The 20,107-nt window shown below is 59.3% G+C and carries 18 protein-coding genes and 1 pseudogene; 3 read left to right on the plus strand and 16 right to left on the minus strand.

What is annotated here, in order from left to right:
• Positions 1–285: 285 nt before the first annotated feature.
• From RYC17_RS00945 to RYC17_RS00985, 9 genes are all read right to left on the minus strand, one after another.
• Entirely contained in the window at positions 286–1,686 is a 1,401-nt protein-coding gene (locus RYC17_RS00945) for an LLM class flavin-dependent oxidoreductase (RefSeq protein WP_004665253.1), read from the minus strand.
• A gap of 4 nt (positions 1,687–1,690) precedes the next feature.
• Complete coding sequence (locus tag RYC17_RS00950; RefSeq protein ID WP_122280765.1) at positions 1,691–2,131, minus strand: acyl-CoA dehydrogenase family protein; 441 nt, start codon at positions 2,129–2,131, stop codon at positions 1,691–1,693.
• Between the two features lie 15 nt (positions 2,132–2,146).
• Positions 2,147–3,361 carry an SfnB family sulfur acquisition oxidoreductase gene (locus RYC17_RS00955; protein WP_193601284.1) on the minus strand — a complete coding sequence of 405 codons (1,215 nt, stop codon included), beginning with the start codon at positions 3,359–3,361 and terminating at the stop codon, positions 2,147–2,149.
• Positions 3,362–3,545: 184 nt separating this feature from the next.
• The gene (locus RYC17_RS00960; RefSeq protein ID WP_122259977.1) at positions 3,546–4,325 is read right to left on the minus strand and encodes an ABC transporter ATP-binding protein; all 780 of its coding nucleotides are present in this window, start codon (positions 4,323–4,325) and stop codon (positions 3,546–3,548) included.
• A 5-nt stretch (positions 4,326–4,330) separates the two neighbouring features.
• The gene (locus RYC17_RS00965; protein ID WP_002553384.1) at positions 4,331–5,662 is read right to left on the minus strand and encodes an ABC transporter substrate-binding protein; all 1,332 of its coding nucleotides are present in this window, start codon (positions 5,660–5,662) and stop codon (positions 4,331–4,333) included.
• 47 nt (positions 5,663–5,709) lie between these two features.
• Positions 5,710–6,777 (minus strand): branched-chain amino acid ABC transporter permease, encoded by a 1,068-nt coding sequence (locus RYC17_RS00970; RefSeq protein ID WP_004665249.1) that lies wholly within the window; start codon positions 6,775–6,777, stop codon positions 5,710–5,712.
• Between the two features lie 21 nt (positions 6,778–6,798).
• Positions 6,799–7,680, minus strand: a complete 882-nt coding sequence (locus RYC17_RS00975) for a branched-chain amino acid ABC transporter permease (protein ID WP_005733105.1) — start codon at positions 7,678–7,680, stop codon at positions 6,799–6,801.
• 3 nt (positions 7,681–7,683) lie between these two features.
• Complete coding sequence (locus RYC17_RS00980; protein WP_316902394.1) at positions 7,684–8,478, minus strand: ABC transporter ATP-binding protein; 795 nt, start codon at positions 8,476–8,478, stop codon at positions 7,684–7,686.
• Between the two features lie 5 nt (positions 8,479–8,483).
• The gene (locus RYC17_RS00985) at positions 8,484–9,584 is read right to left on the minus strand and encodes an AMP-binding protein (RefSeq protein WP_316902230.1); all 1,101 of its coding nucleotides are present in this window, start codon (positions 9,582–9,584) and stop codon (positions 8,484–8,486) included.
• A gap of 280 nt (positions 9,585–9,864) precedes the next feature.
• On the opposite strand from RYC17_RS00985, the gene RYC17_RS00990 reads away from it, so the two are divergent.
• On the plus strand, positions 9,865–11,103 hold the full coding sequence (locus tag RYC17_RS00990) for an acyl-CoA dehydrogenase family protein (RefSeq protein WP_054077477.1): 1,239 nt from the start codon (positions 9,865–9,867) through the stop codon (positions 11,101–11,103).
• 9 nt (positions 11,104–11,112) lie between these two features.
• Here the strand turns inward: RYC17_RS00990 and RYC17_RS00995 are convergent, their stop codons facing one another.
• The 6 genes and pseudogenes from RYC17_RS00995 to RYC17_RS26830 all read right to left on the minus strand — a co-directional run.
• Positions 11,113–12,099 carry an ABC transporter permease gene (locus RYC17_RS00995; RefSeq protein WP_004665242.1) on the minus strand — a complete coding sequence of 329 codons (987 nt, stop codon included), beginning with the start codon at positions 12,097–12,099 and terminating at the stop codon, positions 11,113–11,115.
• Positions 12,096–13,100: an ABC transporter permease gene (locus RYC17_RS01000; protein WP_316902235.1), complete on the minus strand. Its 1,005-nt coding sequence runs from the start codon at positions 13,098–13,100 to the stop codon at positions 12,096–12,098. The genes RYC17_RS00995 and RYC17_RS01000 overlap by 4 nt, the downstream gene beginning before the upstream one ends.
• Positions 13,087–14,658, minus strand: a complete 1,572-nt coding sequence (locus tag RYC17_RS01005; protein ID WP_058408098.1) for a sugar ABC transporter ATP-binding protein — start codon at positions 14,656–14,658, stop codon at positions 13,087–13,089. The genes RYC17_RS01000 and RYC17_RS01005 overlap by 14 nt, the downstream gene beginning before the upstream one ends.
• 15 nt (positions 14,659–14,673) lie before the next feature.
• Positions 14,674–15,678, minus strand: coding sequence for a sugar ABC transporter substrate-binding protein (locus RYC17_RS01010; RefSeq protein ID WP_316902238.1), 1,005 nt, complete (start codon positions 15,676–15,678; stop codon positions 14,674–14,676).
• A gap of 216 nt (positions 15,679–15,894) precedes the next feature.
• Positions 15,895–17,073, minus strand: a complete 1,179-nt coding sequence (locus tag RYC17_RS01015) for a methyl-accepting chemotaxis protein (protein WP_410478445.1) — start codon at positions 17,071–17,073, stop codon at positions 15,895–15,897.
• Positions 17,047–17,568: pseudogene (locus RYC17_RS26830) on the minus strand (MCP four helix bundle domain-containing protein); the annotation flags it as partial. The pseudogene RYC17_RS26830 and the gene RYC17_RS01015, both read right to left, overlap by 27 nt.
• Before the next feature lie 163 nt (positions 17,569–17,731).
• On the opposite strand from RYC17_RS26830, the gene RYC17_RS01020 reads away from it, so the two are divergent.
• Positions 17,732–18,163: a VirK family protein gene (locus RYC17_RS01020; protein WP_002553374.1), complete on the plus strand. Its 432-nt coding sequence runs from the start codon at positions 17,732–17,734 to the stop codon at positions 18,161–18,163.
• 321 nt (positions 18,164–18,484) lie between these two features.
• Here RYC17_RS01020 and RYC17_RS01025 read toward each other — a convergent pair whose 3' ends face one another.
• Positions 18,485–18,937 (minus strand): DUF3237 family protein, encoded by a 453-nt coding sequence (locus tag RYC17_RS01025; protein WP_316902242.1) that lies wholly within the window; start codon positions 18,935–18,937, stop codon positions 18,485–18,487.
• 402 nt (positions 18,938–19,339) lie between these two features.
• Here RYC17_RS01025 and RYC17_RS01030 point away from each other — a divergent pair, with 402 nt between their 5' ends.
• Positions 19,340–20,107, plus strand: a complete 768-nt coding sequence (locus RYC17_RS01030) for a C1 family peptidase (protein WP_002553372.1) — start codon at positions 19,340–19,342, stop codon at positions 20,105–20,107.

Consider the following 20,107-nt stretch of genomic DNA (forward strand, 5'->3'; position numbering starts at 1 on the left):
AGAGCGTCCAGAACTGCATGCGACGCGGAGCGCCGCACGATAGTTGGGATTATCGTTCCGCACGCTCCAGCGTGGGAATGCCGTTCGTGACGCTACGCGTCACAGATCTGCACCGCGCCGCAACCTCAAGACCGGACGCAGAGCGTCCAGAACTGCATGCGACGCGGAGCGCCGCACGATAGTTGGGATTATCGTTCCGCACGCTCCAGCGTGGGAGTGCCGTTCGTGATGCTCCGCGTCACAGATTTGCGCCGCGCCACGTGGGCAACGACAGTCGTCAAACGTTTAGGCACTCTCCGTTTGGCGAGCGCGATTTAGTGCAGCGAGGTCGCGAAAGGCAGCGCCCGGGTGCCCCGCTTCCAGGCGCGGTCCTTCGCCGAACAGTTTCTCGCGCAGGGTGCCTTTGGCATATTCGGTCTTGTAGACGCCGCGTTTCTGAAGTTCCGGCACCAGCAGGTCCACCGCATCGATGAACGTTTCATGGGTCAGCGCGTAGGCCAGGTTGAAGCCGTCCACGTCGGTTTCTTCAACCCACTCCTGGAGCAGGTCGGCCACGGTTTCCGGGCTGCCTACAAATAGCGGGCCGAAACCGCCGATACCGACCCAGTCGGCCAGCGCCTGCGGCGTCCACACCGTATTCGGGTCAGCAGTGGAAAAGGTCTCGACTGCCGACTGAATGGCGTTGGTGTGTACATGCCGAAGCGGCTCATCAGGCTTGAACTGGCTGAAGTCGATGCCGGTCCAGCCGGAAATCAACGCCATCGCGCCTTCATAACTGACCCAGCTTTTGTATTCTTCAAACTTGGCCTTGGCCTTGGCGTCCGTTTCACCAAGGATCACCGTCTGCAAGTTGAAAATCAGCACACTGGAGGGGTCACGACCGGCCTCGGCGGTGCGGCGACGGATATCGGCCACGGTCTTTTTCAGTAGAACCTTGGAAGGCGCGGCCACAAAAACGCATTCGGCGTGCTCGGCGGCGAACTGCTTGCCGCGGCTTGAAGCCCCAGCCTGATAGAGAACCGGCGTACGTTGCGGCGACGGCTCGCACAGGTGGATACCCGGTACCTGGAAGTGTTTGCCAACATGACGAATCTCGTGGATCTTGCCGGGGTCACTGAATACCCGACGCTCGCGATCACGCAGAATAGCGCCCTCCTCCCAACTGCCTTCCCAGAGTTTGTAACAAACCTCCAGATACTCCTCGGCATAGTCATAGCGCGCATCGTGCTCGGTAAGGGTTTTCTGCCCCAGGTTCTTCGCGCCGCTCTCCAGATACGACGTGACGATATTCCAGCCTGCGCGGCCCTTGGTCAGGTGATCGAGCGTCGACAGACGTCGGGCAAACGGATAAGGATGTTCGAACGACAGCGACGCTGTCAGGCCGAAGCCCAGATGCTCGGTCACCAGCGCCATGGGCGGAATAAGCTGCAACGGATCATTGACCGGCACCTGCGTGGCCTGGCGAATGGCCGCCTCACCGTTACCCCGATAAACATCGTAAATGCCCAGCACATCGGCAATGAACAAACCATCGAACTTGCCGCGCTCAAGAATTCTGGCCAGATCGGTCCAGTATTCCAGGTCCTTGTACTGCCAGGAGCGATCACGAGGATGAGCCCAGAGGCCAGGCGATTGATGGCCGACGCAGTTCATGTCGAAGGCATTGAGGCGAATCTGACGAGACATACACTTACTCCTGAAGCTGCGGCGGAACCACGCCATTGAGGCGTTGATTGCCGATAACCTGATAGTGCCAGCGCAGCGGTTCACGACCGGTCGGGGCGGGCAATGACGAGCGTTTGCCGGTCAATTCGTACTTAATATTGCCCACCGCCTGCAATGCATCAGCACTGGCGATGACCGCCTCACTGCTGGCGACAAGGCGCTGCTCGGACGAGCCATCCAGCCTCTGGGCGCGCTCAAGCAGCGCGGCAGCAACCTCCAGACGAATCTGCAGGTCTCCGACTTTGCTGATCACATAGGGGTCATCGACAATGCGTTGCAGGTCACTGAGCGGCCACGGCTGAGCGTGCTCACGCAGGTAATCGAGGGTGTCTTGCAAGCCTTCGCGCGCCTGACCAAGGTCTTCGGCGGCGACCTTCAGTTGTGCGGTAATAGCGGGATGCGTCATGGGCGTACTCCTTGATCAGTTCCAGGCATGGCGTGGCGGTGCAATGCCGTTGAGCACCTGATTGCCGATCAGGTGGTATTTCCAGCGCGCCGGGTCATGCAGCGTGTGGGTCCGCGCGTTGCGCCAGTAACGGTCCAGATTGAGTTTGCCCAGCACCGAGCGGGTGCCGGCCAGTTCGAACAGCTGGCTACTGGCGAGCAAAGCGATCTGTGTCGACAGCACCTTGGCCTGCGCGACGATTACCGAGGCCTGCGCGACGCTGGCTTCACTGGGTTCGGCCAAGGCATGGTCAATGGCCTGCCCGGCCTTGGCGAGAATCGCGTCGGTGCCATGCAGCCGCCACTGCAAGTCGCCGATGGTGGCGATGCTGAACGGGTCCTGCCAGCCGAAATCCTGCTTGCTGTCGATCCAGGGCCGCGCCAGCCGCGCGTGCTTGAGGGTTTCTTCGAATGCGCCATGCGCGATGCCGGTGTCCACCGCCGCCTGAATGATCTGCGAAATCGGCCCGTCGGCAGTCGGCTCATCGAATGCCCGGTGCGCAGGGATCACCGCGCTCGACGGCACGCGGACGGCGTTCAGGGTTGCCCCGCCGCTGGCGGTGGTGCGCTGGCCGAAGCCGTCCCAGTTGTCGATGATGGTCAGGCCCGGATTATCGCGCTCGACGAATGCAATGAAAGCCTGATTCTTCTCGTTGACCCCCGCCACTGGCACGATGTGCGCGAACAGCGCGCCGGTGCAGTAAAACTTTTCACCGTCCAGCACCGCGTGCTCGCCATCGAAGCGGATACGGGTCTGGAAGGCTCCGGCGTTCTTGCTTTTCGACTCGGAGAACGCATTGCCGAAGCGGTAACCGGCCAGTGCCTTGCCGAAATAGTGGCGCTTCTGCTCCTCGGTGCCGGTCTGCAGCAGGATATCGAGCACGCCCAGATGGTTCTGCGGGATCTGCCCGAGCGAAGAGTCGGCGGCAGAAATGATCTTGATCACTTGCGCAACAGTGACGTAGGAAACGCCTGCACCGCCATAGGCTTTGGGCACGGTAATGGCCCACAGTCCGCTGGCGGAAAACTCATCCAGCTCGGCGACCGGCAGACGGCGTTCGCGATCACGCAGCGACGCTTCCTCGGCAAACCGGCTGGCCAGTGCTGTGGCGACTTCGATGGCTTCGGCATCGGAAGCGATGACATGTGCTCTGGGCGGTGCTGCAGGTGGAATTGAGAGTGGGTTACTCATGGGCTGGCTCCTGCTCGTTGGCGACAGGTTGAAAACACTCAACACGCTTGACCTTGAACAGTGCACAGCCCGTGCCGTAAATTATTTTTCTTTTAAAACAGTCGCTTGCATTAGATTTAAGATTCTCGGCGGTGCCCCGCAGAACAAAATGTCCGAACACTGTTGCTGGGCGAACAGCGGGGATTCACGCTTGGGTCGCCGTGCCCAGATAGAAGTTCTGGATATCGTCACTCCCGGCCAGTTCCTGCGCAGTCCCTGAGCCCACCACCCGGCCGTTCTCCAGCACATAACCGAAGTGCGCGTATTCCAGGGTCAGATTGATATTCTGCTCGGCCACCAGCAGGCTCAGCCCCGCCTCGCGATTGAGCCGCGCCAGCGTGTCAAAAATTTCCTCGACTACCTGCGGAGCGAGGCCCATGGAAGGCTCGTCGAGCAGCAGTAAACGAGGCTGGGACATCAATGCCCGGCCGATGGCGACCATCTGCTGTTCACCGCCCGAGGTATAGCCGGTCAGCCGTTTACGCAGCAGGCGCAGCCTGGGGAAGTAGCTGTAGACCCTCTCCAGCCTGGCCTTGATTTCGGCCCGTGATGGTCGCGACACAAAAGCGCCGATCAGCAGGTTCTGCTCGACACTCAAGTGGGTGAAGCAGTGTCGACCTTCCAGCACCTGCGCCAGACCGTTTTTGACCAGTGCCGAAGGATCGGAATGGGTGATTGGCAGGCCCTGGTAGTGAATCCGGCCACTGACCACCTCGCCCCGCTCGGCACGCACCAGTCTGGAAATGGCCTTGAGCGTAGTGCTTTTGCCCGCGCCATTGGCCCCCAGCAAAGCCACGATCTGGCCCTGCCGAACCTGCAGACTGATCCCGCGTAACGCGAGGATGGATTGCTCGTAGAACACCTCGACCTGCTCCACCGACAGAATGGTTTCGGCAGCGGGCGCAGCATGCGGGATCAGGCTCATCGGGTTTACTGCTCCTTGCTGCAATCGCGCGGGGTAATGCCTTTTTCCTTGGCGTACTGCGCAGCCGATGCCTCGATGATAGGCCGCAACAAGGCACGATCAGCCTGTATCCAGTCGCTGATCAGGTTCCAGCGCTGGCCGTCCCATTGCTGAAAGCGCACCGCACCACCGCCTTCGTGGTCAGCGCACGACAGCTTCAATGGCTGTACCAGCCCTTTGGCACCCAGCGCCTGCAAGCGTGCGTCGTCAAGGTTCAAATGCTCGAACCCCCAGCGCACCTGCTCGCCAGTCAGTGGCTTATTGCCGAATCGGGCCTGTGCAATGCGCAGCGCTTCGACATTGAGGATGCCGTTCACCACACCCAGGTTGTAATACACGGTGCCAAAACGTTTGGGGTCGGCCAGGTTGCCTTGGCCCTTGTCGAGCACCGCCGTCTTGATGCCTTGCAGCACCGGGAAGTCGGTCCCGGAGGGGTGCGTGGTGATAGAAATGAAGCCCTTGGCGGCTGCCCCTGCGGGAATCACGTCTTCCTCGGAATTGCTCCAGATGTTGCCAATGATGTGATCCACCGGAAAGCCAACCTTCTGCGCCGACTTCAGCGCCACCGGATTCATCACCCCCCAACCACGCAGGATCACCCAGTCGGGCTTGAGGCGACGAATGTTCAGCCATTGCGATTGCTGTTCGTTACCGGGGTGCGGCACTTCAAGGGTGGTCAGCTCGAAGCCGTAATTTTTTGCCAGGGTTTCCAGTACACCATTGGTTTCCTTGCCATACGGCGAGCCGTGATACAGCACAGCGATTTTCTTGCCCTTGAGCGACGCCAGGCCGCCTTCACGCTGACCGATGTAATTGACGATGGCCGACACTTCGGAGTACGGGTTCAACTGCAGCGGAAACACATAGGGAAAGACACTGCCGTCTGTGGAATCCGTGCGTCCGTGGTTGATGGTGATCAGCGGAAGTTTGTCGGCAGTAGAGCGCTCCAGCGTGGCGTAGGCGATGCCGACGGAAAGCGGATTGGTCGCCGCAGCCGGCGCACCGTTAAGCCCGCCTTTGAGACGCTCGTAGCACTCGACGCCCTTCTCCACCACGTATTCGGTTTCGCACTCCGACCAGGTCAACTTGACGCCATTGACCCCACCGTTGGCATTGACGTATTGCAGGTAGTCGATGAAACCACCGAAAAACCCGGTGCCGCCCGCAGCATAAGGGCCTACCCGGTAGCTCTGCAGCGGGAAATACTGCTCGTTGGCAGCCTGTGCCGTGGTAGCCAGACCACACCCCAGCAGGGCCATACCGAGGGCCAGACGCAACAGGGATTTTCGGTGTTTCATAGGCGCATTCCTTGAGGTACACGAGGTTTTTGTGGGTGAGTAACCAGTCAATAGCGCAGCGGCCAGACGCGTGCGCGCTGACGAAAGCGCAGCCAGAGACGCGCCAGCCCTTCGGGCTCCTTAATCAGAAAAGCGATGATCAAGGCGCCGAAAAGCATTTTCTGAATGTTTTCCAGTTGCCCGGAATCGATCAGGCCGACCGGCAGCAAGGCGCTTAGGTTGCCGAGCAGAATCGGGAACAGCACGATGAACGCCGCCCCAAGGAAGTTGCCTTGCACGCTGCCCAACCCGCCGATAATGATGATGAACAGAATCTGGAATGACCGGTTCAGGTCAAAACCATGCGGCTCGACCGTGCCCAGATAAGCGAACGCCCACAGCGAGCCAGCGACGCCCAGATAGAAACCACTGATGGCGAATGCCAGAAGTTTGGCCTTGAACAGGCGAATGCCGATCACCGCAGCAGCGGTGTCCATATCGCGCACGGCCATCCAGTTGCGGCCCAGCTCCCCGCGCAGCAAATTTCTCGCCAGCCAGAAAAGCAGCACTACTAGCCCAAGCGTCAACAGGTAGCGGCCTTGCGGCGAGCTGAAATTCACCCCGGCGATGATCAGTGGCGGCGAGGTGATCACGCCCGACGCATTGTCGTTGGTGAACCAGCTGAAGCGGGTCAACACCCACTCGACCACAAACTGTGCGGCGAGTGTCGAAACCAGCAGGTAGAAGCCCTTGATCCGCAGGCTCGGCAGCCCGAACAGCAACGCCACCAGCGCAGACACCAGCCCACCCAGCGCGAAACCGAGCAGCAACGGCATGCCCGGCACGCGCAGTTGCAGGTTATAAGCAGCGAAAGCACCCACCGCCATGAACGCAGCCGAGCCCAGCGATAACTGCCCTGCGTAACCGGTCAACAGGTTCAGCCCCAGCCCCGCCAGCGACAGCACCAGAAACGGAATCAGGATCGCGCTGAACCAGTAATCGTTACCCAGCAACGGCACTGCGATAAAAGCGAATACCAACAGGCTCCACAGCCCGATGCGGTCCTGGCGCAGACGAAACACCCGGCGTTCATCCGCGTAGCTACTCGCCAGTTGTCCGGTTTCTCGATAAAGCATGGCATTGATCCTTGATGAAAGTCAGACGCGCTCTATCGCCCGCTCGCCGAACAGGCCGGCAGGGCGAACCAGCAGAAACAACAGCGCCAGCACATACGGCACCCAGTTTTCGATACCGCTGCCGATGATCGGCCCCAGGTAAATCTCGGCCAGCTTCTCGGCTGCGCCGATGATCAGACCGCCGACAATCGCGCCGCCAATCGAGGAAAAACCGCCAATGATCAACACCGGCAGCGCCTTAAGCACCACCAGTGACAGGGAAAACTGCACCCCCAGCCGCGCCCCCCAGAGCAGCCCGGCCACCAGTCCGACAAACCCGGCCACGGCCCAGACCACCGCCCAGATGCGTGGCAAACGGATACCCACGGCCAGCGAGGCCAATGGGTCGTCCGCCACTGCACGCAACGACAGACCGATACGAGTACGGTTGAACAGCAACGACAGGGCAATCACCAGCGCCGCAGCCGTGCCCGCCGCGAACAGGTCGAACTGCGAGAGCAACATGCCGCGAATTTCCAGTGGCTCGTCAGGGATGCCCAGCTCAAGGCCGTGAACCTGCGCCCCCCACAGCGCCTGGGCCAGGCCTTCGATCATGTACGACAGGCCAAGGGTGGCCATGAACAGAATGATCGGTGGACGATTGACCAGTGGGCGCAGAACCATTCTTTCGATCAACAGCGCCAGCACCACCATGCTGGCCAGCGTTGCCAGAAACGCCCAGAAAAATGGCACACCCCGCTCCAGCAGGCTGACAAACGTCAGCGCCGCGAACAGCACCATCGCGCCCTGAGCGAAGTTGAACACCCCCGACGCCTTGTAGATCAGCACAAACCCAATCGCCACCAGCGAGTACATGACACCTGCCAACAGCCCGCCGATCAGCACTTCAAAGAAGAATTCCATGGTTTATGGTTTCCCGACCGAAGACGAACGACGCGTGCCGAGATACGCAGCGATTACCTGAGGGTTGGCGCGAACCTGCGCGGGTGTGCCGTCCCCGATCTTGCGACCGTAATCCAGCACCACCACATGGTTGCTGAGGCCCATCACCACACCGATGTCGTGCTCGATCAGCACCACAGTGACGCCCAGCTCACGATTGATATCGCGGATGAACTGACTCATCTCGTGCTTTTCTTCGGCATTCATTCCGGCCATCGGCTCGTCCAGCAACAGCAGGCGCGGTTCCGCCGCCAGGGCGCGGGCCAGTTCGACACGTTTTTGCAGGCCATAGGAAAGTTTGCCCACCAATGCATGGCGCCACGGGTGGATGCGCAGAAACTCAATCACCCGCTCGGCATGCCGGCGTTGTTCGTCGTCTTCGGCAGGTGCCCGACCGATGCGCAGCATCTGCTCAAGCCAGGTACTGCGCCGTTTGAGATTGCGCCCGGTCAACACGTTGTCCAGCACACTCATGCCCTTGAACAAGGCGATATTCTGAAAAGTACGGGCTATACCGCCCTCGGCCGCCTGGTGCGGACGCATCCGGCGGCGCGTCTGGCCGGCATAAGTGATGGAGCCGCTTTGCGCCTGATACACGCCATTGATGACGTTGAGCAGCGAACTCTTGCCCGCACCATTGGGGCCTATCAATGCGCAGATCTCGCCTGTAGCCACCGAGAAACTGATTGAGGTAACAGCTTTAACCCCTTTGAAAGATAAGGAAATATCTTCAAGTTCCAACAGCGCCACAGGCGCCAGCGCATTCAAGACGGCACACCCAGTAGTGCTGGCGTATGCGGCATATCATCTGCCGGTTCTTGTGGCTGACTGGTTTGGCTCGCTGCCCCCAACCTGATTGGCCTGATACCCAGCGCCGTAAAAAACGCTTCGCTCTGTGGCGTCAGCGCATCGCCTGCCAGCAATGGTTTAGCCAGCCGACTCATGCCCAACACGTCCAGCAGCGGGCGGCGAATCAACCAATAACCCAGCCAGCGCCGCACGGCACCCGGAGCAGGAGCCATCGCCCATTGATAAAGCCGGTGGCTGATGCTGCCTGGTAGCGGCAAGCGCTCCCTGACCCAGAGTTCCAGACGTGCGTAGGACTCGCGAGTGCCCAGCACCAGGGTGGGCCCCAGTTCGCGACGGTCGTTGTCGCGAGTGCCAAGGGCCTCGGGAAAATTCAGGCAAAACCCGGCAACCAGCCAGGGTGCCAACATATAGCGCGCCTGCCCGCTGGCGGCAAACACTCTGGCGGCCAATGCCTGATCCTGGCTGGAAAGCGCATGCCTTTGCGCCAATTGCCTTGCGTCCGAAAGCAGAACTGCATGACTCAACTGCAGGTCCGGCTGCCAGTCGACAGCGGGAAAAACAAAGGCCGCAGCCTGGCTCTGGCGCGGATCGGCAACGTTGCCAGCCGATCCGTTCAGCAGTCGGGCATAGTCGATCACCCCGCTGTCATCAGCCTCAATCAGGCCGCGCTTGTCCAGCAACACGACGATGCCCGGTGAGGCGACGCGCACCTGGAGAAGCGCTTCCAGCCCGTCGACCACTGCAAACTCCGGGGACTGGCCTGCCAGCCATGCGCGGTTATCCAGCGCCGGGTCGAGCAGGCTGACGCTGCCCCCAAGCCAGTGCGCCGCCAGCGTCAACAACAACGCTTCGGCTCGCGCCTCGCTGATAATGAACAGCCTGTCGGCCGGGCCGAACCCGACGCCCTTCAAGGCAGCAGCCAAGCTTCTGACGTCAATGGCCAGCTCGCCCCAGCTACGTTTCTGCCAGATACCGAATTGCTTGTAACGCAAGGCCGTCTGTTCAGGGCGGCTTTGAGCCTGCTGTAGCAGCGCCTGGGGCAATGAGTCGCACATGTTGCGCTTCCGTCGATAAAGAATCGATGAAGCCATAGCAGCGAGCGTGCCAGTCTAACAACCTTATTAATATCAATAGGTTGCAACGCCTGAATGAGTTTTATCACTGTGCGGTTTGCAGACAAGCTGTTGCGCGGCTGTTGCCCGGACAACAGATGAATCCACCAATTAAAATAAAATCTATAAAAATCAGATAGTTATATTCAGGCATAAAGCATGCAGAGATCTGCACGAACCCACCCGGCCCATGTGCCGATCTCTTCGCGTTCAGGAGTACCGCATGACTCAATCAACCGGCTCAAACCCTCTCTCGCTGGGCACCGATTACGAAACTCTGGCCAACCGGTTCCGGCCGATTTTCCGCGAGATCGGCGCTGGCAACGTCGAGCGCGAGAAAGCCCGCGCCCTGCCCTATGAACCGATTGCCTGGTTGAAGAAAGCCGGTTTCGGCGCTGTGCGGGTACCCGTCGAATACGGCGGTGCGGGTGCTTCGGTCAGCCAGCTGTTTCAACTGCTGATAGAACTGGCCGAAGCCGACTCGAACATTCCGCAAGCCTTGCGAGCGCATTTCGCCTTTGTCGAAGACCGCTTGAATGCACCACCCGGCGCCGACCGGGACACATGGTTTGCACGCTTCGTGGCTGGGGATCTGGTCGGCAACGGCTGGACCGAGGTAGGGGCAGTGAAAATCGGCGATGTGATAACCAAAGTCAGCCCTCAAGGCGATGGCTTCGTGCTTAACGGCACCAAGTTTTACAGCACCGGCAGCATTTTCGCCGACTGGATCGACGTCTACGCCCAGCGCGCCGACACTGGAACCGATGTGATTGCGGTGGTGGATGCCAGGCACGCAGGCGTTCGTCACAGTGACGACTGGGACGGGTTTGGCCAGCGCACCACCGGCAGTGGCACCTCGGTGTACGACAATGTGCCGCTGCCTGCCACACATGTCATTCCGTTCGAGCAGCGTTTCAAATACCAGACGGCGTTCTATCAGCTGGTGCTGCTGGCGGTGCTGGCAGGTATTGGCCGAGCCGTCGAACGCGACATCGCGCATGAAGTGCGCGACCGCAAGCGCATCTTCAGCCACGGCAATGCGGGCAGCGTCAGCCAGGACTCACAGGTGCAGCAAGTGGTCGGGCAGATCTCCTCTCAGGTCTACGCCGCCGAAGCGGCCACCCTGCGTTCTGCCGAGCCTTTGCAACGCGCTTATGTGGCACGCTTCGGTAATAATCCACAGCAGGAAAAAGACGCCAACATTGCCGCGGAAATCGAGACGGCCAAGGCGCAGGTCATTGTGTCGGAACTGGTGCTGCGCTCTGCCACCGAGCTGTTCAATGCGCTGGGCGCGTCAGGCGTCAGCGTCAACAAGGCGCTGGATCGCCACTGGCGTAATGCTCGCACAGCGGCATCGCACAATCCGCTGATCTACAAGGCGCGCATTGTCGGTGACTGGCGCATCAATGGTACCGAGCCGCCTTTTGTCTGGCAGATCGGCAGCGGTACCGGCAAAGCCTGAGGCGTAAGGTTACGCCGCGTTACGCAACAGGTGGCGACTGGCAAAGCTGAACGCCAGCACCAGAAAGATCAGCACCCCGGTCGCCACCTGCTGCCAATAGAAGTTCCAGCCGATCAACAACAAACCATTGGCGATGACGTTGATGAACAGCACGCCCAATAACGTCCCGACAATGTTGGCACGCCCATGGCGACTCAGCGTCGTGCCGATGAACACCGCGCCAATGGCGTTGATCAGGTAGGCATTGCCCGACATCGGCACGTAGGCGTTGACCGTGGAGCTGAGCAGGATACCGGCGACCGCGCAGGCCAGAGCGCTGGCGACAAACACCTGTACGGCGATGCGCCGGGTAGAAAGCCCCGAGTAATACGCCAGCTGCGGCTGCGTCCCCAGCGCAAGCATTTCCCGCCCCAAACGGCCACGCGCCAGCACCAGCCCGTAAAACCCTGCCAGCACCCCGACCACCACCAGAGGCAATGGCACGCCCAGAATCAGTACACCGCTAATGCCCGGCAACGCGCCCTGAGCGATGTAGATAGGTTGACCACCGTCGGATAACAGCTGCTGCACGCTGGTGCCGATAAACAATGTACCCAGCGTCGCCAGAAACGGCGAAATACGCAGCCCGGCGATCAGCGTCGCATTGAACGCGCCCGCCGCGCCGCCTGCCAACAAGGCCACCGCGATGGCCGCGCCCAGACCGTGGCCGCCATTGAGCGTGACGACAAAGCCGAGGCTGGCAAAGTCCAGCGCCGTTCCCACCGACAGATCGATGCCGCCGGCAGCAACTGCCCAAGTCATGCCAACGGCCACAATGGCCAGCAACACAAAATTGTTCAGCACCAGGCTCGACAGGTTGCCCCAGCTCAGAAATCCCGGTGCATTGATGGCGAAAAACAGCAGGATGATCAATACCAACAGCGGCAGGACCGCAGGCAACAGGCGCGGCAGGAATTTCACCAGTGTTGAAGAAGTGTTCAGGGTCAGCGTATTCATTGTTCACCCTCCCGGCGGCCCAGCGCCCCGGAAAATGCCACCACCAGCAGGATCAGCACGCCTTGAACGCCATTGACCCAGAAATTGGAGATGTTCAGCAATTGAAAGCCATTGATCAGAAAACCCAGCAGCAACGTCGCCAGCAAGGTGCCAGGAATGTTGGCGGTCAGGCGCCGCGAGAACACCACACCGAGAAAGGCAATCGCCACCACTGACAGCAGCATGTCGCCGGAGCCGGTGGTGCTGCCACTGAAAAATGCAGCAGAGCAGAACGCCGCAATGGCGGCGCAGCCACCGGCAATCAGGTAGCTGGCGAACACATGGCCCTGCAGATTCAGGCCGGCAGCAGTTGCCGCTTGCGGGTATTCACCGATGGCATACAGGCGCAGGCCAAACGCTCTGTGCTGAATCAGCAGCCACAACAGCGCTGCGACACTCAGCAACACCCACGCCAGCGCCGGAATGCCCAGCCAGACGCCGGAAGCCAGACTGTCCAGCAGCGCGGAATCGGTAGCCAGTACGGTGTTCTGGGTCAGCACCAGCTCCAGACCTGCAATCAAATTCATGCTCGCAAGTGTCGCCAGCAACGGCGGCAAGCGTAAAAACACCACTGCCAGACCATTGAGCGCGCCAACCAGCAGACCACAGGCGAGCGTCAAACCAATCGCTTGCCAGGCGTCGAAACCGGCGTTGTTCAGACTGCTGTAAACGGCTGCGCACAGACCGAGATTGGCCGCCAGCGACAGGTCCAGCCCGCCGCTGACAACGTTGGAGCCACCGCCGATAACCACACATGTCAGGCCCAGCGCCAATATGCCCAGCACGGCTGACTGGGCGAACACGTTGCTGATGTTGCCGATGCTGAGAAAGTTGGGCGCGCTGACCGCAAAGCCCAGCAGTATCGCCAGAAATACCAGCAACGAACCGCGCTGTGCCAGCCGCACCAGCCAGCGTTGCGAGGGATCGCCGACCTGAATGACTGATGTTTCAAGCGTGGACATGGCGGGTCTCCTGGAGAGTATGTTTACCGTCATGACGGCTTTCGCTGGCACCGGTGGCGCAGGCCAGCAACTGGTCACTGTCGGTGCTCGACGAATCGAATTCGCCCGCAATACGCCCCCTGTGCAGCACCACAATGCGCTGGGTGATGCCGATCAGTTCCGGCAGGTCCGACGACAGCACCAGCACTGCTGCACCGCCTTCAGCCAGCCGGGCAATCAGCCGGTAGATTTCCACCTTGGCACCAATGTCGACACCCACACTGGGCTCATCCAGCAGGTACAACGTCGAGTGTCGACTCAGCCACTTGGCCAGGGCGACCTTTTGCTGGTTGCCACCGCTGAGCAATTGAACCGCCGCATCATGGCCTGAGGTCTTGATCGCCAGTTCACCGATCAGGCGCTGGCTTTCCCTTGACTGCGCAGCACCGTCGAGCAATCCCCAGCGGCTGAAGCGCCCGAGGCTGGCCAGGGTAATGTTCTCCAGCACCGAAAGCGCTGGCGCTACGCCATGCGTGCGGCGCTCTTCGGGGACCAGCGCGATACCGTTGCGCACCGCATCACGAGGGGATTTCAGGCGCAACGGCTGACCATTCAACAGCACGTCGCCACGATCCGGCTTGAGCAGCCCGAACAGGCTCTTGAGCAATTCCTTGGCACCCGAGCCGACCAGCCCGGTCAGGCCCACCACTTCGCCACTTCGCACGCTCAGGTCAACGCCGTTGTAAAAGCGTCCTGCTCCCAGCCCGTTCAATTGAAGCACTGGCGGGCCGGGCTGCGTCTGCGCCCGGAAATATTGCTCACCCACGTCACGATTGACCATCAGCCGGGCGATCTGCGCGGTGCTGACAAGCGCGGGATCAACCACCGCCACATCGCGTCCATTGCGCAGCACGGTGACCTGATCACACAACGATTCGATTTCCTGCAGGTAGTGGGAGATGTACACAATGGTCAGACCGTCATCGCGCAAGCGCCGGACAATCGCCAACAACCGGTCCACCTCCTGTTTGACCAGTGACACACTCGGCTCGTCGAACACCAGCACCTGCGGTTTGGCCAGCAGTGCGCGAGTGATCTGCAATATCTGTCGCTGCGCGCTGTCCAGATCGCGTACCAGCGCCCCGCTCGGCAGGCGCATGGCAAAATAATCATCCAGCAACCGGGCCGCTTCGCGCTCCTGAGCGCGTCGATCGACGAACAGACCGCGTTTGATTTCCTGCCCGAAAAACAACGCCTCGCCGACGCTGAAGCTGCCCGGCAGCAAGCGCTCCTGATGAATGAAATGCACGCCCGCGGCTTCAATCTGGCGCGGCGTAAAGCTGTCGAACTGCTGGCCATGAATACTCAAGCTGCCCGCATCGGCGCGATGAATACCGGCGAGGACCTTGATCAGGGTTGACTTGCCTGCGCCGTTTTCGCCAACCAGCCCATGAATCGTTCCGGCCTCGACCCGCAGGTTGACCCCATCCAGTGCCTGAGTGGCACCAAAGCGCTTACTGATGCCCTGCAAGTGCAAGGCCGCCGTTGCCCTCGTAACGTCTGCAATCGCTGCTCTCATGGTCGATCTCCTGCGTCAGTTATCACCCCTGAGTTCCTGCACTTGCGGCAGGTTGGCGGCCGTGGTCAGCAAGGTCGGCACCTGAGTCTCTTTGGGCAGGTCGCGTTGCCCGGCCAGGTAGCGAGCGACGTTCTGCACCGCGGTCTTGCCGATCAGGGCCGGCTGCTGCGCAACCACCGCACCAATCGGCGAGTTCTCACGGCGCATCAGCTCAAGCACTTCCGGGGTGCCGTCGACGCCATAGGTCTTGATTTCAGTTCTTCCGGCGTCGATCAGTGCCTTGCTGGCACCCAGCTGGGGAATGTCCCAGGCCGCCCAGATCGCCGAAACACTGCCTTTGGGATACTTGTTAAGCAGTGCCGAGACTTGTGAGTAAGCGTCTTGAACCGTGTTGGGAATGACGTCACGCAACTCCGGCTCGATGATTTTCAGTTCCGGATGATCCTTGAGCGCCAACTTGAGCTGGTCGTAACGAATGGCACACACCGGCACACCATAAAAGCCGTTGAATACCAGCACGTTGCCCTTGCCACCCGCGTCTTTGATCAGTTGCCCGGCCAGTGCCTTGCCGGTGGCAATATTGTCCGAGGTGGTGTTGTTGAGGCTGTATTGCGAAGGTGCATCGATGGTGAATAGTGGAATCCCCGCCTTGCTGATGCGCTTGAGCCAGGGGTCGATAACGCTGAGTGTGCCCAGGGTCTGAATCACCGCGTCGGGTTTTTGCGTAACCACGGTCTGCAGTTGATTGACCAGGTTCTTGTCGTTGCGACCTGCATCAAGCGTTATAGGCGTGCCGCCCAGGCGCTTGACCTCATCCACCTGCGCCTGAAACGTCTTGATATCGAAGTAGTGACTGGTACCGGTCATGCTGATCGCGATGCGCTTGCCCGCCAGCGAAGGTACATCGCTGTCATCGGCATATGCCGTCGCGACAAGGCTGGTGGCCAACACGGTCAGCGCCAGGGCGCGCCCTAATGCACGCAGGCGGGTTGGCTTATAAATCGGGACGGCATCAGGCATTCGGGTGGCTCCGCTGGCTCAGGAAAACAATCCTGATCAGCAGTGCACAGGTCATGCCCAAAGCCCTGCGGTTACGCTGGCAACGGCGCAGAGCCTGGCTTGCAGGCTATTGCGCCGAATTGCGTCTAGGCTGATAGCCGACGCTTCAGGCCCAAGGCGGCGAACACATTGTCGATTCGCTGTTGTCCGGGCAACAGCAAGGTCATGCCTGACTGCTTAGCCAAGCTTGAACTGCCTAAGGGTAGTAGTCAGATCACTCGCCAGTTCGGCCAGCGACTGACTGGCACTGCCGGTCTGGCCGGTGCGCACTGCCGACTGCGCCGACAAGTCACGGATTCGTACCAGGTTGCGATCCACTTCGCGCGCGACCAGCGCCTGCTCCTCAGAAGCGCTGGCGATCACCGTATTTCGCTCATCGATGACCATGACCGAACTGGCGATACTGGCCAGCACGGCGTTGGCCGACTCGGCCTGCTGTTTGGTACGTTGGGCCTGCTCGGTACTGACTTCAAGCGCCACCAGCGTGCTCTTGGTGCCCTGCTGGATGTGCCCGATCATGGTCTCGATCTCACGGGTCGACTCGCTGGTGCGATGAGCCAGCGCGCGAACTTCGTCCGCAACTACGGCAAAACCCCGCCCGGCATCGCCAGCCCGTGCCGCCTCGATGGCGGCATTGAGGGCCAGCAGGTTGGTTTGCTCGGAGACTGCGCGAATAACATCCAGGACCTTGGTGATATCCAGCGTGCGGGTTGCCAGCGCCTGCGCCTCGACCGACGCGGTGCTGACATTGCGGGTCAGTTCAAGGATCGACTGAACGGTTTGATTGAGCTCTTCCTGACCTTCGCGGGCCGACACCGAAGAGGCTTTGGATTCTTCCGAGGTGGCCACCGCATTTCGCGCTACTTCGTCGACCGCCTGGCTCATCTCGGTAACGGCGGTGGCGGCCATTTCTATCTCGCTGTTCTGCACCACAAGGTCAGCGTTGCTGTTGACCATCAGCACACTCATTTGCTCTGTGGCCGAGGCCAATTGGTGAGCGGCATCGCCCACCTGGGTCAGGGTCTGGCTCAGATTGCCGCGCATGCGCTCCATCGATTGCAGCAAAAGGGCCGCTTCATCAGTGCCCTCACGGTTGATTGCGCTGGGGCGCAGGTCGCCCGCAGCAATGGTTTCCGAGCTATGCAGCGCCTGACTGATCGGCACTGCCAGACTTTTGGTCAGGCGCCAGGCGAGCAATACGGTCAGCAACACCGTCAGAAACATAACCCCCTGAGTGACGATCAGGGCGTTTTCATACACCGACGTCGCTGCAGCGCTGGATTCGGCTTCGGAGTCATCATTGATCTTTTCCAGCTTGCCAAGGGCGGCTTCGATACTTTCCGCCATGGCCTTCATCTCGCCCCAGACGAGCGCCCTTCCGGCCTCTGCCTGATTCTCGTTGATCAGCGTATAGACCTTTTCGGCATGCTCGATGTAGCCCTGATAAGTGCTCTTCAGACCCTCTACGAGCGCGCGCTCTTCATCATCGGTGATCAGCGGGTCGTAGGCCTCTACGGCCTTTTGGAAACCGGCCTTTCTTTCAAGGAACTCGTTGTGAGCCTGAGCTACCTGCGCAAGATCATGCGTGGCAAGCATTTTGGCCACGGTGGTGCGGGTTTTCTCGACCGCCAGGGCAATATCGTCACCCAACGCAATCCCTGGAAGCGCGTCGTTTTCGATTTCAAGCGATTGCTCACGAATACCGTGCAATTGCTGAATGCTAAAAATACCAAGCCCGAACACCAGCACCACCATCAACGCAAAGCAGGCGGAGGTCCGCGCGGCTATTTTCAGCTGTCTCAGCATGTTCAATCCCCTTCCCGTGGCTGACGAATAAATTAGCACCGTCATTTCTATCGGCTGATCGAGAAAAAGAATGAAGAACGTCGAATCAGAGCCGTGCCACTGCTATTCAGGGCCCACTTCAAGGAAACCTTATGGTAGGTTTCGCGACGCTCGATAACCACGAGATGACGGGTCTTTTCAACCTTCAGACTGACTTACTGGAGTTGCCATGAAACATTATTACGCTGCCGCATTACTTGCCCTTGCACTGCCCGGTGCTGCTCACGCTGGCGACGCGCTGGTCAGCTACCCCGCTATCGTCCAGGCGTTGAACACCGGAGAGTCGGTCGCTGTGGCGATTGATCTTGGGCAATGCAAGTCTTCGGTCGCGGGTGCCGAGCCGTCCAAAACCAAAGGCGGCAAACGCATCGATGCCTACCGCATCACTCCCGACGGCACCCTAGCGTTCTCGGACAGCCACTTCACCCTCGATCGCGATAACAAGCCCATCGAGCAGTTCATTCGCTACCAGATACGCTCTAATGGCAGTGCCGTATTCAGCATGACGACGCTGAGTGTTCCCGGCTACCAGCAGGTCGGCAATCCGGTGAGTTATGAATGCGCGATCGGCAAAGGACTAAGCTTTTTTGCCAGCCAGTAACGGTCACGCCACAACAAAAGGAACCAGACATATATCCGGCGTGGGCGACAGACCGTCCTCACGCCCTTGAAAGTAACGCTTGAATTGCTTATTGGTGGACAATTTCGAGCACTTCAAACCCGACTGATAAACTGAGAATGGTTGAACCTAGCCTGCGCGCAAGCCGCCCTGTCAGACTGACCAGTCTCTGGTTATATACATAACCAGCAAAAATGATTTAAACGCCATTACTCCGACCCGCCAAGTGTCAGCGACAAGGTTTATACCTTGATAACACATTTGACACTTGCTTTCACACCCACGCGTTTCTTTGAAGGCTCTCTATATCTCGTTAACCTGATAAATACTGACACGCAGGCGGTCATCCCCGGCTTTTATATTTAATCTGCCGACGTACAGGTTTCTCTGCAGGTAATCATGAGCGCCGGAAGGAACGCTGAACTGTTTGCTGCACGTGCACCGACAGCGCGATTCGGCGAATGGCGCGCGGTCCGTTTCATCGAAGGCCACGAGCCCTTCTCCGACGACATCTATCTTTATTCCGTCGTCAGTCAGCAAGGTGTAGTACAGGCTGAATCGTGCAAGGCTGTCATCCTGGGGCACGAGAAAAAAGCTACCTCCCGGAAGAACCTGCCCCTGCAATCGATCGCCGTTGAATTCGCCTCCCAGTACCTCACCGCTGCTGCGCTGCCCCCGCTTAGGATTGCAAAGCGCTTGTGGCGTATCGATACGCAGGTGAGCAGTCATTATTTCATGCAGTTGCATCGTATCCATCCCCCTACCCCTCATCTTGCATGTGGCGATTTGCGCCTCGCCCATAACTGTACCGAGGTGTATCTTTTAGCCCTTACATCGCATGCTGTCAATTTAAATGTACCGATCGGTACGCTTATGGGCTTAGGATAAGCGTCTATAAAGCAGTATCGTTTTGCCACTTTCGATAAGGCGCTTTGGCTCGTATCAAGCGCAAAAAAAAGCAGTAATTCTATTCCGCAGGCCCATTTAACAAACTGGTTAATATGGCCCGCTACTCAACTAACAGTACTGGCCAAATAAGTCCACCCGGCCAACTCATAGCTCACTATTGACTAAACTAAGTTTAATCCGCGCCTGCCAAAAACCTGTTTACATGAGCGCTGTCAAATTTTCTGACAGTGTCTTACAAGGAGATACGAAATGACCTATACCGTGAAACAGTATGGATGGATTCGCGATCTGCCTGATCATCGCGATCATCTTTATGCGGCCCCCACAACGGCGCTGGCGGCGCTTCCACACATGGTTGATCTGCGCCCCCATTGCCCGCCCGTATACGACCAGGGCCAACTGGGCAGTTGTACCGCGAACGGTATTGCCGGAGCGATTCAGTTTGATCGCATGAAGCAAAAGCTGACGCCGGCGTTCGAGCCCTCGCGGTTGTTTATCTATTACAACGAACGGGTCATTGAGCATACCGTCGATTCGGACAGCGGCGCGATGATCCGCCACGGAATCAAAAGTGTAGCGGAGCAAGGTGATTGCCCTGAAAAAGAGTGGCCTTATGACATTGAAAAGTTCGCTGTCAAACCTCCGGCTGCCTGCTACAAGGACGCTAGAAAATACAAAGCAGTGTCTTACCAGAAGGTTGCGCAAAACCTCAACCAGATGAAAGGCTGCCTGGCGGCAGGCTATCCATTTGTCATTGGTTTTTCCGTCTACGAGAGCTTTGAAAGCAAGAAAGTCGCCCAGACCGGGCATGCCCCGATGCCGGGCCCTCACGAAAAAATGCTCGGAGGGCACTGCGTGTTGGCAGTGGGCTACAACGATGCCCACCAGCATTTCATCCTGCGCAACTCATGGGGCACTGGCTGGGGCATGGAAGGCTACTTCACCCTGCCCTACAGCTATCTGCTGGATGAAAATCTGTCCACCGACTTCTGGACGATAAGGGTCGTGGCTGCCTGA

The organism is Pseudomonas syringae group sp. J248-6 (assembly GCF_032586995.1).
In the GTDB taxonomy this organism is placed as follows: domain Bacteria; phylum Pseudomonadota; class Gammaproteobacteria; order Pseudomonadales; family Pseudomonadaceae; genus Aquipseudomonas; species Aquipseudomonas amygdali.